At 66.8% G+C, this 13219-nt stretch carries 15 protein-coding genes and 1 pseudogene; 11 read left to right on the forward strand and 5 right to left on the reverse strand.

Translation table 11 applies throughout. From position 1 onward, the window contains the following. Positions 1-131: 131 nt before the first annotated feature. On the forward strand, positions 132-782 hold the full coding sequence (locus SLV14N_RS18035; RefSeq protein ID WP_263270167.1) for an HAD family hydrolase: 651 nt from the start codon (positions 132-134) through the stop codon (positions 780-782). Between the two features lie 12 nt (positions 783-794). Then, positions 795-1664 carry an NAD(P)-dependent oxidoreductase gene (locus tag SLV14N_RS18040; RefSeq protein ID WP_263270168.1) on the forward strand — a complete coding sequence of 290 codons (870 nt, stop codon included), beginning with the start codon at positions 795-797 and terminating at the stop codon, positions 1662-1664. A 24-nt stretch (positions 1665-1688) separates the two neighbouring features. Here SLV14N_RS18040 and SLV14N_RS18045 read toward each other — a convergent pair whose 3' ends face one another. Both SLV14N_RS18045 and SLV14N_RS18050 read right to left on the reverse strand, forming a co-directional pair. Further along, on the reverse strand, positions 1689-2240 hold the full coding sequence (locus tag SLV14N_RS18045) for a guanylate kinase (protein ID WP_263270169.1): 552 nt from the start codon (positions 2238-2240) through the stop codon (positions 1689-1691). Next, entirely contained in the window at positions 2237-3277 is a 1041-nt protein-coding gene (locus tag SLV14N_RS18050) for an AAA family ATPase (RefSeq protein WP_078969834.1), read from the reverse strand. The genes SLV14N_RS18045 and SLV14N_RS18050 overlap by 4 nt, the downstream gene beginning before the upstream one ends. Before the next feature lie 421 nt (positions 3278-3698). Here SLV14N_RS18050 and SLV14N_RS18055 point away from each other — a divergent pair, with 421 nt between their 5' ends. Then, positions 3699-3917 carry a helix-turn-helix transcriptional regulator gene (locus SLV14N_RS18055; RefSeq protein WP_263270171.1) on the forward strand — a complete coding sequence of 73 codons (219 nt, stop codon included), beginning with the start codon at positions 3699-3701 and terminating at the stop codon, positions 3915-3917. Between the two features lie 136 nt (positions 3918-4053). Here SLV14N_RS18055 and SLV14N_RS18060 read toward each other — a convergent pair whose 3' ends face one another. Beyond that, positions 4054-4281, reverse strand: a complete 228-nt coding sequence (locus SLV14N_RS18060; RefSeq protein ID WP_263270172.1) for an integrase — start codon at positions 4279-4281, stop codon at positions 4054-4056. A 116-nt stretch (positions 4282-4397) separates the two neighbouring features. Between SLV14N_RS18060 and SLV14N_RS18065 the strand changes: the two genes are divergently transcribed. The 8 genes and pseudogenes from SLV14N_RS18065 (at position 4398) to SLV14N_RS18095 (ending at position 11661) form a co-directional block, all read left to right on the forward strand. Next, positions 4398-5036: a helix-turn-helix domain-containing protein gene (locus SLV14N_RS18065; RefSeq protein ID WP_263270174.1), complete on the forward strand. Its 639-nt coding sequence runs from the start codon at positions 4398-4400 to the stop codon at positions 5034-5036. 2 nt (positions 5037-5038) lie between these two features. Further along, the gene (locus tag SLV14N_RS18070) at positions 5039-6694 is read left to right on the forward strand and encodes a site-specific integrase (protein ID WP_263270175.1); all 1656 of its coding nucleotides are present in this window, start codon (positions 5039-5041) and stop codon (positions 6692-6694) included. 111 nt (positions 6695-6805) lie between these two features. Further along, positions 6806-7231 carry a hypothetical protein gene (locus SLV14N_RS18075; protein ID WP_263270176.1) on the forward strand — a complete coding sequence of 142 codons (426 nt, stop codon included), beginning with the start codon at positions 6806-6808 and terminating at the stop codon, positions 7229-7231. Positions 7232-7239: 8 nt separating this feature from the next. Beyond that, positions 7240-9576, forward strand: coding sequence for a tetratricopeptide repeat protein (locus SLV14N_RS18080; protein WP_263270177.1), 2337 nt, complete (start codon positions 7240-7242; stop codon positions 9574-9576). Between the two features lie 31 nt (positions 9577-9607). Further along, positions 9608-9658: pseudogene (locus SLV14N_RS38820) on the forward strand (hypothetical protein); the annotation flags it as partial. Then, positions 9648-9809: a DUF397 domain-containing protein gene (locus SLV14N_RS18085; RefSeq protein ID WP_317633735.1), complete on the forward strand. Its 162-nt coding sequence runs from the start codon at positions 9648-9650 to the stop codon at positions 9807-9809. The pseudogene SLV14N_RS38820 and the gene SLV14N_RS18085, both read left to right, overlap by 11 nt. A 304-nt stretch (positions 9810-10113) precedes the next feature. Then, a complete protein-coding gene (locus SLV14N_RS18090; RefSeq protein ID WP_263270179.1) occupies positions 10114-10995 on the forward strand; it encodes a DUF6192 family protein in 882 nt (293 codons plus the stop codon). A gap of 195 nt (positions 10996-11190) precedes the next feature. Further along, on the forward strand, positions 11191-11661 hold the full coding sequence (locus SLV14N_RS18095) for a hypothetical protein (RefSeq protein ID WP_263270180.1): 471 nt from the start codon (positions 11191-11193) through the stop codon (positions 11659-11661). 52 nt (positions 11662-11713) lie between these two features. Here the strand turns inward: SLV14N_RS18095 and SLV14N_RS18100 are convergent, their stop codons facing one another. Together SLV14N_RS18100 and SLV14N_RS18105 are read right to left on the reverse strand one after the other, a co-directional pair. Next, positions 11714-12253 (reverse strand): hypothetical protein, encoded by a 540-nt coding sequence (locus SLV14N_RS18100; RefSeq protein ID WP_263270181.1) that lies wholly within the window; start codon positions 12251-12253, stop codon positions 11714-11716. 320 nt (positions 12254-12573) lie between these two features. Then, positions 12574-13077: a hypothetical protein gene (locus SLV14N_RS18105; RefSeq protein ID WP_263270182.1), complete on the reverse strand. Its 504-nt coding sequence runs from the start codon at positions 13075-13077 to the stop codon at positions 12574-12576. Positions 13078-13219: the final 142 nt, after the last annotated feature.

Here is a 13219-nt window from a genome sequence, read left to right on the forward strand (position 1 = left end):
ACTTGGCGAATCGGGTCCGCCACGTCATCGACGCGCCCGCCGGCCGGTCAGCCCACGCTGCGCGAGACCTCGTCATCATGGCGCCCAACTGCGCGTTCCGGGCAACTCACGGTCCCGTAAGGTCTGCTTCCATGCAGCGGTTGGCGATCTTCGATCTTGATAACACCCTTGTTGACCGCCAAGGTCCCCTGACGGACTGGGTCTCGGCATTCTCCTCGCAGTACGCCCTGAATGATCACGACCGAGCGGATCTGCTCCAGGTGGTGCACGCACGTGCCTACCCCTCGGCCTTCGAGACGATCCGTGCGCAGTACGGCCTTGCCCCTTCGGCCGAGGCGTTGTGGCGTGACTACTGCGTATACATGGCTCGCTCAGTCAGCTGCCCTGCTGATGTGCTTGAGGGCCTGTCCACGCTCCGACGTACCGGCTGGAAGATCGCCGTCGCCACGAACGGCGCCAATGAGATCCAGACCGAGAAAGCGGCCATGTCGGGGATCGTCGATCACGTTGATGCGGTGTGCGCCTCTGAGGCAGCCGGAGTGCGTAAGCCGGAGGTAGCGATGTTCGAGAAGGCGGCCGCCTCATGCGGAGCCGACCTCGCACTCGGTGGCTGGATGATCGGCGACGGCGTGGACACCGATATCCGCGGCGGCAGAGCGGCCGGACTACGCACCATCTGGATCAGCGGCGGCAGGTCCTGGCCCGGGGACGACGCGGAGCCGGACCACGCCACCACTGATGTATGCCAAGCGATCGATCTGCTGCTCACCACCGTGAGCTGAGAGGACCTCGTCGTGAACTCTGAAGCGATCACGGTTGGGCTGCTGCATCCCGGCAGCATGGGCGCCGCTTTCGGCGCCCAGTTGCGACGGCGCAACGTGCGGGTGCTGTGGTGCTTGGAAGGCCGCAGCAGCCGGTCCCGGGCGCGGGCCGAGGATGCCGGCCTCGAAGGCGTACAGAACCTTGCGCAGCTCGTGGCACGTGCCGATGTGCTGCTGTCTCTGTGCCCGCCTGCCGCCGCGGTGGATGTCGCGCAGCAGGTGGCGGCCTGTGGCTTCGACGGCGGGTTGTACATCGAGGCCAACGCGATCACGCCGCATCGCGTCAGGGAGGTCTCAGGGCTTCTTCCTGGCGCCGTGGTCATCGATGGCGCGGTGGTCGGCTCCCCGCCGGTGGGTGGCAAGCAGCCCACGTTGTATCTGTCCGGAGCCCCTGACGGCTGCTCTCAGGTCGCGTCCCTGTTCGCCGCGAGTGACGTGAAACCCCATGTGCTGGGCGCCGAGGTGGGTACGGCCTCTGCGCTGAAGCTGTCGTACTCGAGTTACCAGAAGGTCTCCCGCATCCTGGCGGCGCTCGCCTACGGCGTCGCTGATGCGAACGGCGTTGCCGACGAGCTCGTCAAGATCGCTGGGAAACGGGGTGGCAGCTACCTGACCGAGACCGGCTACATCCCCAAGACTGCCTCCCGTGCCTGGCGCTGGGGCCCTGAACTGGACGATGCAGCAGCTCTGCTGCGGGAGGCCGGGCTGCCGGACGAGCTGATGCGCGCATCCAGCGGAGTTCTTCACCAGTGGGCGAGCGCCCGAGACCGTGAACTCACCGTCGCCGAGGCGCTCGCGCTCCTGCATGTCGACCACGGTCGTGAGGGGCATGACGAACCGTAGCCGGTCCGTGCGGTTCACCCGCGGTCAGATGCCGCGGCGAATCAGCAGGTCGATCTCGTGCGCCGCCTCTGCAGGCGAGATGGCGTCGGTGTCGAGCCGTAGGTCCCAAGCGAAATCCGTGCTGGTCTCGATGTCCTGGGCCGTCGCGTCCCAGGCGGAGAGGCGGGCCTCGGTATCGCTGTCACCGCGTCCCTTGGAGCGGTTCGCGGTACTCTCCCGCGAACACCACAGGAGCACGCTGGTCCACGAGGTGGGGAATTTCTCCACCACCGCTTCAATACCTGCGATCTGTCCGAGATGCAGGATGGGAATGCACCCGTCCTGCATGGCCTGGGCAAGGCCGGGACGGTCTACGAGGTAGATGTTGCCGTACCTGTCGTTGCGGTAGATCACGTCTCCGCGTGCCTCAAGCTCTCCGAGCTCATCGGCGGTCCCCATCCGGTAGCCACGAGTACGGCCACTACCAATCTTGAGACGCATGAACGCGCGATAGGCGTCGTTGAAGTCACACAGTGCCGTGGTGATGGTGTCCTTCCCGGATGCGGGTGGACCGTACAGCAGAATGCCCTGGCTCATGCGAACACCGTCCCGAAGACCTGCCGAACCTGATCGGTGAGGGATATCGCGGTACCGAGACGGTTGTCGACCACCAAGTGCGGTACGACCGGCCGTAGTTCCGGATCAATCGTCGCCGCGTACTCATCCCAGTTCTGCAACTTCCAGCTGTCGCGGGCTGCCGAGCGGAAGCTGATGTACTCGTGCATGGTCTCAAGGTCACATTGGATCCAGATAACCGCCACCGTCACTCCCCGCGCCTCGCACCGGTTGATCAACCGGCGCATCCACCGCTCGTCGCTCACCTCAGCAACGAACGGTGCGGTGAGCACAGTGCTGATCGAACAGTCCACATTGGCGTAGGCGGTCTCCAGCAAGCACTGGTACTCCAAGGGCCGCACCTTCTCCCGATATACCGGGGAATGGCGGTCGTTTGGATCGCTTCCCATCTCAACGAGCAGCCGCTCAACAAGCGGACGGGTGATGGGATCCTTATCGAGGACCGGCCACCCGGTGAGCCGCGAGATGAACCGTGAGAACTCCGACTTCCCACTGCCGGCGAGGCCGCCCACCATCAATAGCGTGGGCTGATTCGGGTCGCCGCCCGTGTGACGGCGTCTCCACGCATCAATGATGCGCTGCTGAACCTCCTGACCGTTGCTGTCGGCATTACCCGGAGCGATCTGCAGCACCGCGCGCTCAACGGCCAGCACATGGTCGCCGAGCGGCTCTACCTTCGAGGGCGTGAGCCGGAGCTGAGTCTGCTCACCCGGCAACGCCTTCCGGAACCCCAACTCAGGCTCGGTAGCCCGGTACAGAAGGCAGTAGGCCCGGCGGTAATGCGGGCCGGGGTACACCTCACCCTGCTCGTGCTGCCACAAGGTCTGGAAGTTCGCCGCCGGCACGGTGAGTCCGGCAGCGCGCGCCACCTCACGTAGCCGCTCACCGGCGCCCTCAAGCGTCAGGCCATGTGCTTCGCGCATGGAGCGAAGCTGGCCCGGTTGCCACCCCGCACGGCTCTTCGCCATGACTGCTACCGCCTGCCCGTTACTCACCATGATCGGGACACTAAGTCTGCCCCGCGCGAACGCATGTGTAAGCGGATGTTGAAAAGTCACGTCGCCCGATGATGAGCGGCTTGGCCAAGCACCAGTGATACTCCGCGGCACCAAACGCAGATGTGATGGGCCCCACCCCGGCGGAGTACTTGCCGGAGCCAAGGTTGATCACTCGGCGAGGGAGACGATCACAGTGTCAAGACGGCGAACCACCGAGGTAGCTGCTGCGTGGGGCGGTCGCCGGTGTACCGCCTGCCGGTGCCGCTTGAGCCGGTATAACAGCGAAACCGTCTGTTCCGTCTGTAACCGCAGTGGGACGGCGGCACAGACAACATGCCCCTTCATCCCGACCCAGGTCTGGGCGTACGAGGACGTCAAAGACGCCTTAGTTCAGCGGGACTTCGGCAGGCTATGCCAGCTCGTGCGAGAACGCGGCCATCTCCGTCAGGAGGACATGGCGTTCCTGACGGGGCTGAGCCAGGCTTTCCTGTCGATGCTGGAGTCTGGGCAGCGGCGGCTCACGAACATCGATCGCATCATCGTGCTTCTGGACGGCTTGAATGCACCCGCTGATCTCACAGGCCCGATGCTCCGTCCTGTCCCCCTCGCGCCGACCCCACCGTTCCAAGCGGTGTCCTGACCCGGCCGCGGGCACGAGGTCGCAGCATGGCACCCACAAACCTCCGCAGGCATGCCCACCCCATGGAAGGGTTCGCCTCCGCGAGCCCCGCATTCCGCGCTCCGGCATCCAGGCCAGGGGGCAACGTCCCCGACGGCTACGTGGAAGGGGCACCGCACCCGACCGCCTCCTCAGGCTGTACGCCGAGTAGCCGGTGCAGCTCCGCAGTAACCACGCGGTACGCGTTCCCGAGCTTGAGGACGGTGACCGGATACTCGTCCCTCTTCGCCAAGGCGTATCCGGTGCTCCGGCCGATCGTCAGCGCCTTGTTGGCTGTGTCGAGGTCGACGGCAGCCGGCAGCGCGAGCAGCTCTTCGTAGGTCATCCCTCGTACAGCTTTGCGTGTAGTCATGATGTATTCCGATCACTAAAGTTGCCCTGGCGGCGAACTGTGTACCACGAATGTTGCTGCAACACATTTCCCTGGCGTAAGTTGTCACCATGACAAACAGGGAGTGGTCACCGACCTTCACCGCCCGCGTCGCCGAGCAGATGCGCCGTGCGCGCAAGGCCGCCGGCCTCACCGTCACGGAAGCGGCCGAGGCATGCGCGGCCCTGGGCCTGGCGGTCCCGAAGACGACGATCACGAACTTGGAGACCGGGCGCCGAAGCTCGATCGACCTCGCGGAGTTCCTCGTCCTGGCCGAGGTCTACAAGGTCCCGCCGGTCAGCCTGCTGTTCCCCCTCGGCCTGGAAGCCTCCGTCGAAGTGCTTCCAGACCGGGAGGTCTCGACCTGGGATGCTGTGGCCTGGTTCACCGGCGAGACACGGCTGGAGAGGCCCGCGCCGGAGGACTCCGCCCGCGGCGTGCTGGACACCTTCCGCGCCCACTGCGACGCCGTGGCAACCGCCCTGGCTTCGACCCGCTTGGCCAAGGAGCGCCGCCGGAAAGCCAGCACCACCCTCGGCTCCGGCCGCCGTGAGGCTCTGCTCGAAGCCGCGGGCGCGTACGAACAGCTCGCCTTCGACGACTGCAGAGAGCTCCGGGAGTTCCGCCTCACGATGCAGCAGCGCGGCCTCACCCCACCGTCCCTCCCCACCGAACTCTCCTTCGTCGACGAGCACGATCCCGAGGACTAGCCTTGGCCAGCACCACCTACGGCGGCACGGTCACCCGCCGCTGTTCCTGCCGCAACCCCACGACGGGCAAGAACTACGGCAAGGCGTGCCCCAAACTTGCCAATCGCCGCCATGGCAACTGGTCCATACGCCACGAACTGGTCAATCGATCCGACGGCACTCGGCGGGAATTCCGCCGCAGCGGTTTCGAGTCCTCGACCGACGCCACCAAGGAACTGGGCAAGGTCCGCGCGCTGCTCGCCATACCCGATGAGGACGACCAAGCGGGGCATCTGGCGATCAGCGACATGCTGGAGGACTGCGCCAAGAAGAAGGAGCCGCTGCCGGACTACGACGAAACGCGTCGGCGGCTGTCGGCAGGTCAGGCACTGAACTCGAAGATGTCGGTGGCTGAGTGGCTCGACCTCTGGCTCGCCGGCAAGAAGCGCCTCCGCGTGGGCGGCCACAAGCGGTACGAGTGCGACGTCCGCGTCCACCTCAAGCCCCACCTGGGCGAGATACGCCTGGACAAGCTCAACGTCCCCCACCTGGACCGCATGTTCGACGCCATCAACGAGGCGAACATCGAGATCCAGGAGCAGAACTCCCAGCGGCGAGCGGCCGTCGACGAACTCAAGGCCATACCTTGGAAAGGCACGGAGAACCGGGCCCGCCGGAAGTGGCTGAAGGTCGCCATCGACCAGATGCCGCCCTTCCGACGTGTCACCACCGTCAACACACAGCACCACATCAAGGCCACCCTGCGGGCGGCCCTCAACACGGCTATCGCCCAGCGGGTCATCCCGAACTACAACCCGGCCGAGCACGTCGAGCTGCAGCCCGGTACCAAGCCCAAGGCCCTCGTCTGGACCGACGAGCGCGTCGCGCACTGGCTGGCCACCGGCGAGAAGCCCAGCCCGGTCATGGTCTGGACGCCGGAGCAGACCGGCAAGTTCCTGGACCACATCGTCGGCGACCGTCTGGAGGCCATGTGGCGGATGATCGCCTTCCGTGGCCTGCGCCGTGGCGAGGGCTGTGCTCCGCGCTGGATCGACTACTCGAAGAAATCGCGGTCGCTGGAGATCGCCACCCAGCTCGTCCAGGACGGCTGGGAGATCCTTGAGGGTCTCCCGAAGACCAACAGCGGCATCCGGTCCATCGCGCTCGACGAAGAGACAGTCGACCTCATCGAGCTGCGCAAGGTCGCCCAGGAGGAGGAGAAGCGAAAGTGGGATGACGCCTGGCAGGACACAGGCCGCATCTTCACCGAGGAGGACGGCTCCCTTCTCCACCCAGGCAAGATCTCCGACCTCTTCGAACGCCTCGTCGCCGAGGCCGACCTGCCGCCGATCCGCCTCCACGACCTGCGCCACGGCGCCGCGACCCTCATGCTGGCGGCCGACGTCGACATCAAGGTCGTCTCGGAGACGTTGGGCCACAGCGACACCCGCATCACCCGCGACATTTACCAGTCCGTCCTCGACGACCTGGCCCGCGCGGCGGCGGAAGCGGTGGTCAAGCTCGTGCCCCGTGCTCCCCGAGCGATCCGTACGGCGATCGAGCGGCGCGCTTCGCGGCCTGGACCCTCCATCGGCACGGTAGAGGGGTGCACCTGTTCGTGTACCTGCGGGGCCGCTGGGCGAGAAGGACGCATGATCGTGGCTGGAGAGGCCGGCTGATGCTTGTTCATACACCCGCCGCGTCATGACCTTGGAGCCGGTCAGGGCCCGTTCATGCCAACAGCCGCTTACCATGGGGCAGATGCGAGGTACAGCTGGTTTGGGGGGAGCATGGATCCGCAGTTGACGGCGATGGCGCAGACCGCGAGCGCCACCGTCGTGGCCCTGATGGCGACCGATGTCTGGCAGCACACCCGTGACGGCGTCGTCGCGTTGTGGCGCCGCGTGCGCCCTGGCCAGGCCGAAGAGGTCGGCACTGAGCTGGAGGTGACCCGGGCGGAGATTCTGGCCGCTCGGCAGGATGGCGACACTCTCGGCGAGCAGGCTCTGGCGGGTGAGTGGCAAGGAAGGCTGCGCCGCCTGCTGATCGCCGATCCGGACACCGCGCACGAGCTGCTCCGTATCCTGGAGGAGTCTCGCGCTCTGCTTCCCCCAGGGCAGGAGATCCAGGCCCCGGTGGTCCACATGCGTGCCGAGGTCTCTGGCAGCGGCCGGGTCTACCAGGCCGGTCGTGACCAGCACATCACCGAACGGTGACCGAGGGCGTGGAACCGAACTCGCCCGAGGCGCCGGTGCCGCGCACCGCCGTGAGCGATCACGGCCGGCTGTTCCGCGCCGAGCGTGACCAGCACATCACCGAGTACCACACCCACATCGCCGCGACCCTCGGCGCCCTGGGGGATCAGCAATGGGCGGGGCCGGACTCGGTACGCGTACCTCTGGCCGCCCGGATGCACTCACCGATCCGGGACCGTCGAGACCTCCGACGCGCGCTCCTGGCCGCAATCCTGGGCAGCGAGCCGGAGCCGCAAGGCATCCACCTCGTGCACGGCATGCCCGGCTGCGGGAAGACCGCGGTGGCACTGACCGTGTTCGACGAGGCGGTGGGCGGCCACGACATCACCGGGCTGTGGGTCAACGCCTCCAGCACCACCTCGTTCCGCGCGGGAATGCTCGCCGTAGCCTCCGACCGGGGCGCCTCCCAGGACGAGGTCGACGCCGCCCGGGCCGGCAGGCGCCCTGCGGCGGACCTGGTCTGGCACTACCTCGACCGCTCAGCCGAACGCTGGCTCCTCGTTCTCGACAACGCCGACGAACCCGCCATCTTCCAGGAGCCCGGCTGGCTGCGCTCCAGCCCACGCGGGACCGTACTCGTTACCACCCGGCACGGCACCGCTCCGCTATGGCACGGGGCCGCATCGCACCCCCTCGGCGTACTGGACGTGTCAGACGCCGTGGAGGTGCTGCTGGACTTCCAGGTCGGCGACACAGACTTGGCCGCGCTGGGGCAACTGGCCCACAGCCTGGGATGCCACCCGCTCGCGCTCATGCTGGCCGGCACCTACCTGGGCCAGCAGGTCCTGGAACCGGTGACCGTCCACGACTACCTCCAGCGCCTGCGGCACGATCCGGGCACCGTCCTGGACCTAGGCGCCGAGCCCGGCGAACGCGATCTACGCCGCTTGATCAGCAGCACCTGGCAGCTGTCGCTGGACGCCCTTCACCGGCAGGGTCTCCCCGAAACGACCACGGTGCTGCGGCTGCTGTCGTGCTACGCGCCCGATCCCCTGCCGGTCGGCCTGCTTGCCCCGCCCCGCCTGGACGCCACCGCCCTCGCGCAAGCTGATCCGGCTCTGACCGGCGGCCGGGCCAACGCCGCCGTCATGGGGCTGAAGTCCCAGTCGCTCATCTCGCTCCAGGATGTCCCCGGAGATTCGGGCCGACCCACCGTGCGTACCGTGCAGGCCCATGCCCTGCTCCTCGACACGGTCGCCGCCCGGATCCCGCTCGACCAACGCGACCTCGTGCTCACCGCCGCAGCCGAACTCCTCTCGCAGCTCCTGGCCACGAGCGACGGCCAGTACATCGACAGCCAGAGCCTGCGCCTGTTCGCTCCGCACGCGACGGCACTGCTGCGGCGCTCCGCCGCCACGGGCAGCCGGGCATTGGCGCCCGCGCTGACCGTCGTCCGCGGGCTGCGCCTCCAGAGCTACGCCCGCGGCGACTACGCCACCGCCCATTCTCTGGGCGAAGCGGCTACCGCCGCCACACGGGACGACGCGACGCCCGACGCGCTGGCCGACCGCTACGAACTGGCCCGCGCTCTCACCGGAGTTGGCCGGTTCACCGAAGCCGCCGATCTCCACCAGGAAACCCTGGACGCCCGGCAAGCCCTCCTCGGCGCTGACCATCCCGACACCCTGGCCAGCGCCCATGCCCTCGGCCTCGCGCTGTACGGACTCGGCAGATTCGCCGAGGACGAGCAGCACATGCGGCGTGCGGCAGACGGACGCCGCCGCGTCCTGGGGCCTGAGCACCCCGACACCCTGGAGAGCCGGGCCTGCCTCTCGGAGTCCATCGGCGAACAGGGGCGCTGGGCGGAGGCCGAAGACCTCGCCCGGCCCAATCTCGCAATCAGCGAATGCGCCCTGGGCGCCGAGCATCCACACACCCTGCAGAGCAGGATCGCCCTGGCCTGGCTGCTCTCCAGAAACGACCAGCTGGACGAGGCCGAAACCCTCGCTCGGGCCACAGTCAGCGGCAGTGAACGCGTCCTGGGTCCAGAACACCCACGAACCCTGAACGCCCAGGATCTCCTGGCCGGCATCCTGCTCCGCCAGGACAACTGGCACGAGGCGGAGCACGTCGCCAGGAGGGTGGCGGAAGTCCGCGAACGCATCTTCGGGCTGGAGCACCCCCACACCCTGGCCATCCAGACCCGGCTCGCCCGCATCCTCATCGGCGCCGGGCACCGCCAGCAGGCGAGGGATCTGGCAGCCCACACCCTCACGGTCAGCACACGCGTAATGGGCCCCGAGCATCCCGGCACTCTCAACTGCCGCGAGGTATATAAATTAGCCGCCACCGAAGAGCACACATGAACGATTCCGCCCCCGGTGAGGACACGCAGCCTTGAACGAACCGATCATCCGCGTCTGGCGCAAGAGCAGCTATAGCGGCAACGAGAACGCCTGCCTGGAAATACTCACCCCCCCCACCGGGCCAGGCCCCTGTCCGGGACTCCAAAGACCCTGACGACTCAATGATCGTTTTCAGAGCGGAAGCATGGCTGGACTTCATAGCGGCAGTCCGGCGTGGCGAGTTTCCGATCTAGACACCCGCCCGCTCGGCCCTGGTCTCCAGGTGCGAACCGATCGCGGTGCGGACGGGCGGACGGGCCATTCGCCTCTCGGCAGAGCACCGAGGAAGGCCGGCGATCTTCGCTGCTTGGGCCATTCCGAGAACTTCATCGATGGCGTTCAGTCCCAGGCGAGCTGGCCGGTGGCCGTATTCCGTCGCGGTACCGCCACGGTCGGCTGAGTGTCGGGGGATGGTGTGGGGCCCGGGCGCGTACGCGGCCCGGGGGAACACGTGAGCGGAATAGACTCGATCGGTGGGGTGTGGTTCTTGGAGGGCTTATGAACCGGTTTCCTGATCATCACTCCGCCGACCGGGATGGGTGGGTCGTGCGAGGGCGCCGCCTGGCGCAATCAAAGTCCGCGCTCCAGTTCCAGCTGGGCGATCTCGTGATCGATGTGCTGGCTGGCCGCTCCCGTGGGCATGGCGAAGTGACTGAGGCCATCGAACTCCTCGCCCGCCGGATCGGCATCAGTGCGAACACGCTCCGGGACTACTACCAGGTCGCGATGCAGTGGCCAGAGACCAAACGGCGTTCGGACGTGTGCTGGACGGTTCATTCGATCTTGTCTCACCATCCTGACCGGTTCGAGATGATCAAGGCGCCTCCCGTCGACCCTCGCACTGGCGAGCGGCGCTGGACCTGTGATGCCGCCAATCGGGCGCTCGGACGGCAGACACGCCACACGGAATCCTCGAAGACCCTCCGTGGTCCTGCCGCGCATTTCCGACCACGTCGGCAGGCTGAGCGCGAGGAGGGCGTCGCTCCGGAGCGCGATGCCTACATCGGCCTCGTGCGTGAGGCGGATCTTCCGTTCGTTGTCCAGGCGGTCCTGTACGAGCTGGTCTTGCTCGCAGCATTCGATGAGCCAGAGGAGGGCATAACGGTTGCGTGCGTTGATGAGGATGTTGCCGAGGCCGTGGGACTTGGTATTGAGGCTTTGCACTGTTGTCTCAGCATTGCCGAGGAAGCCGGCTACTTGAGGAATCTTGGATGGGATTTGGACATTGATGCCTGTTGGTTCGAGCTCCGCAATCCGCACCAGGACTTGGTCGGCATGTGGGAATGGTTCCTTGCTGAGCACCCGGAGCCGGTCCGGAGCTGGAGCCGCTTGGAGGCAAAGCTGGACGCCCTCTTCACTGACGGAACGCACGGCGCCTAGCGACACCGACGGACGAGGCCGACGCGGGGGCCACTCGCGAGAGCTGCCGCAGAACCGTAGTGCGAGAATCGCCCCTTTTCTTCTAGCGATCAAGGCCAGGCTGCACGCCATGTGGCCGAGGCTAGGATGGTCCGCTCCCAGAGCGAGAGGCGACCGATGCAGCCGGAACACTGTCCCTTCCATCGCCGTGACGACATGTGCGTGCCCACGGCGCGGCTGCTGGCGCAGGCCGGTCTCATCGATCCGGCCTCGCGGACGCCCGTCGCACCGGGAACACCCGTCGAGGCTGCTTCCGTCCCGCCGCGCCAGGTCACGCTCACGCTCGTCGCCCAGCACCTCAATCACTGGGGCCGGGTCGTCATCGATCCCACTCTCCCGTTTACGGAAGTGACCGCGTTGGAGGAACGCTCCCTGCGCTACAGCCTGCAGGCTCTGTGGGAAGCGGTCAGTGAGGGCACCCGCAGTCGTATCGCCTCCCTGGATATGGCTGCCCCTGAGTGGTGGAAGGTCGGCAACGCTCTCCAGGAAGCTCAGCACGCTGCCCGCCGCACCACCACGGGCAGCGACCCCAGTGAGGGGGACCTGTGGTGGTACATATCGCTGTTGCACCTGGACCGCGCCCGAAGCCTGTGGAAGGAGCACATCGGCCACACCCTGCCGCAGTGACGCGGACAGGAACGAGCAGGTCAGCTCGCCTCCTCGGCCGACGGCGCTCTGATCAGCGGTTTCTGCGGTGCCGTGCTTGCGCCGAGCGCTTGGGGCCGACCTTGCTTCGGGGTTCAGGTGCGAACTGGTCACGTGCCTGTTCAAGGTCCTCCAGGGTGCTTCGGCTGAACTGGTCGGCGGACCTGAGAGCGGTGACGAGGGCCTGCTGGTCGGCCGGGCCGCTGCCGTGCCAGGCGAGACGGCGGGCGTTGATCATGTTGGCCGCTGTCATGACGGCGGTTTCCGCTGCCGGGGTGCACGGGTCGTCGGCGCCTTCGTAGAGGCCGATGTCGAACGCGGTTCTGATCAGCCGCAGGGCAAGCAGTCGCAGGCGCATCTCCTCAGAGCGGATAAGGGTGTTGTAGCCCTCGATCAGCGACGTCATGCCTTCGGGGGGCTCTTCCCCGGGGTCGGCAATCACGGTCGCATCGAGTTCGGCTTTGGCCAGCAGGATGCCCAGCAGCAGTGGGGCATCCTCCGGGCGTGGCCCGTGGGGCCGGTGGGTGCGGTCCAGCGTGGGGGCAGTACCTAGTGCGGCCAGCGCGCGGTGCAAGGCCGCGGCGCTGGCCGGCCGGGAAGCTGACGATCGCGTCATGATCTCGGCGCCCGCCTGTACGAAGGTCTTTCGTTGTCATGTGGCGCGAGCGGCGCCGCTTGCCCTTGGGCGTCTTGACCGGCTGGGCATGGCCAGGCTGAGGTTTCGCATCCGCTCGGAGACGCGCACCATGTGGCGCATGAGGAATCCAGCCACTATCACCCTGACGCAGCGCGGATCGCGGTCTTGATTTGCGGCAGGCGATCCTCACGGTGACGCTCAACTCAAGCGGGTCGGGCCCACCCTACCTGTGAGCCCGGCTCGCGCCCCTTTCAGATTCAACGCCGTCCAGGGGTTCCAGGTGTCTTGCGGCCCCTACCCGCTGCCGTAGACGCCTTGGGCTTCTGCTGGGCGGCTTCTGCTGCGGCCTGCGGCGAGAAGCCCGCGTCCTTCAGGAACTTCAGCGCGGCGAAGATGTCGTTGCACGTCTTGAGCAGCACTATCACCGTCAGGTCGCTCTGTGCCTCCTTCGGCAGGTTCGCCAAAGAGCACTTGTAGATACGCGCGGCCTGCTTTTCCAACGAATGCAGTCTCGACGACGCGTACAGCTTGCACATGTCAACGTTGTTCGTCGCCGTGTAGCGACCGTGCACCAGGACGAACCCCTTCTTTTTGTTCGCGCACTGGTGGTCGCGGATCCACGCCTTCCCCCGCTCGAACTGGGCCGGCGTGTTACGACCGATCGCATCCTCTCGGGGGAGGCCGTCATCACCGGCCTTGACCACCCGGTTCCATATGTCCTCTCCGCTGTCGTGCGCCGCCTGGCGGCGCTGCGTGGGCATGGTTACTCACCTTCTTGATCCCCACCGTTGGTCATCATGTAGCGACCGTCTACCAGGACGAATTTCCCCGTGTTCGCGGGCTGGCAGTCGCGGATCCAGTCCTTTGCCCTCTCGAACTGGGCCGACGTGTAGCGACCCATCG

The sequence above is a fragment of the Streptomyces sp. Je 1-4 4N24 genome (assembly GCF_026239515.1).
GTDB lineage: Bacteria > Actinomycetota > Actinomycetes > Streptomycetales > Streptomycetaceae > Streptomyces > Streptomyces nigrescens.

Coding starts and splice junctions, on each gene's coding strand:
- SLV14N_RS18095 (WP_263270180.1), top strand. CDS start 11,191: ATGTGCGTGCCCACGGCGCGGCTGCTGGCGCAGGCCGGTCTCATCGAT.
- SLV14N_RS18050 (WP_078969834.1), bottom strand. CDS start 3,277: ATGGTGAGTAACGGGCAGGCGGTAGCAGTCATGGCGAAGAGCCGTGCG.
- SLV14N_RS18075 (WP_263270176.1), top strand. CDS start 6,806: ATGGATCCGCAGTTGACGGCGATGGCGCAGACCGCGAGCGCCACCGTC.
- SLV14N_RS18090 (WP_263270179.1), top strand. CDS start 10,114: ATGAACCGGTTTCCTGATCATCACTCCGCCGACCGGGATGGGTGGGTC.
- SLV14N_RS18045 (WP_263270169.1), bottom strand. CDS start 2,240: ATGAGCCAGGGCATTCTGCTGTACGGTCCACCCGCATCCGGGAAGGAC.
- SLV14N_RS18105 (WP_263270182.1), bottom strand. CDS start 13,077: ATGCCCACGCAGCGCCGCCAGGCGGCGCACGACAGCGGAGAGGACATA.
- SLV14N_RS18060 (WP_263270172.1), bottom strand. CDS start 4,281: ATGACCTACGAAGAGCTGCTCGCGCTGCCGGCTGCCGTCGACCTCGAC.
- SLV14N_RS18035 (WP_263270167.1), top strand. CDS start 132: ATGCAGCGGTTGGCGATCTTCGATCTTGATAACACCCTTGTTGACCGC.
- SLV14N_RS18065 (WP_263270174.1), top strand. CDS start 4,398: ATGACAAACAGGGAGTGGTCACCGACCTTCACCGCCCGCGTCGCCGAG.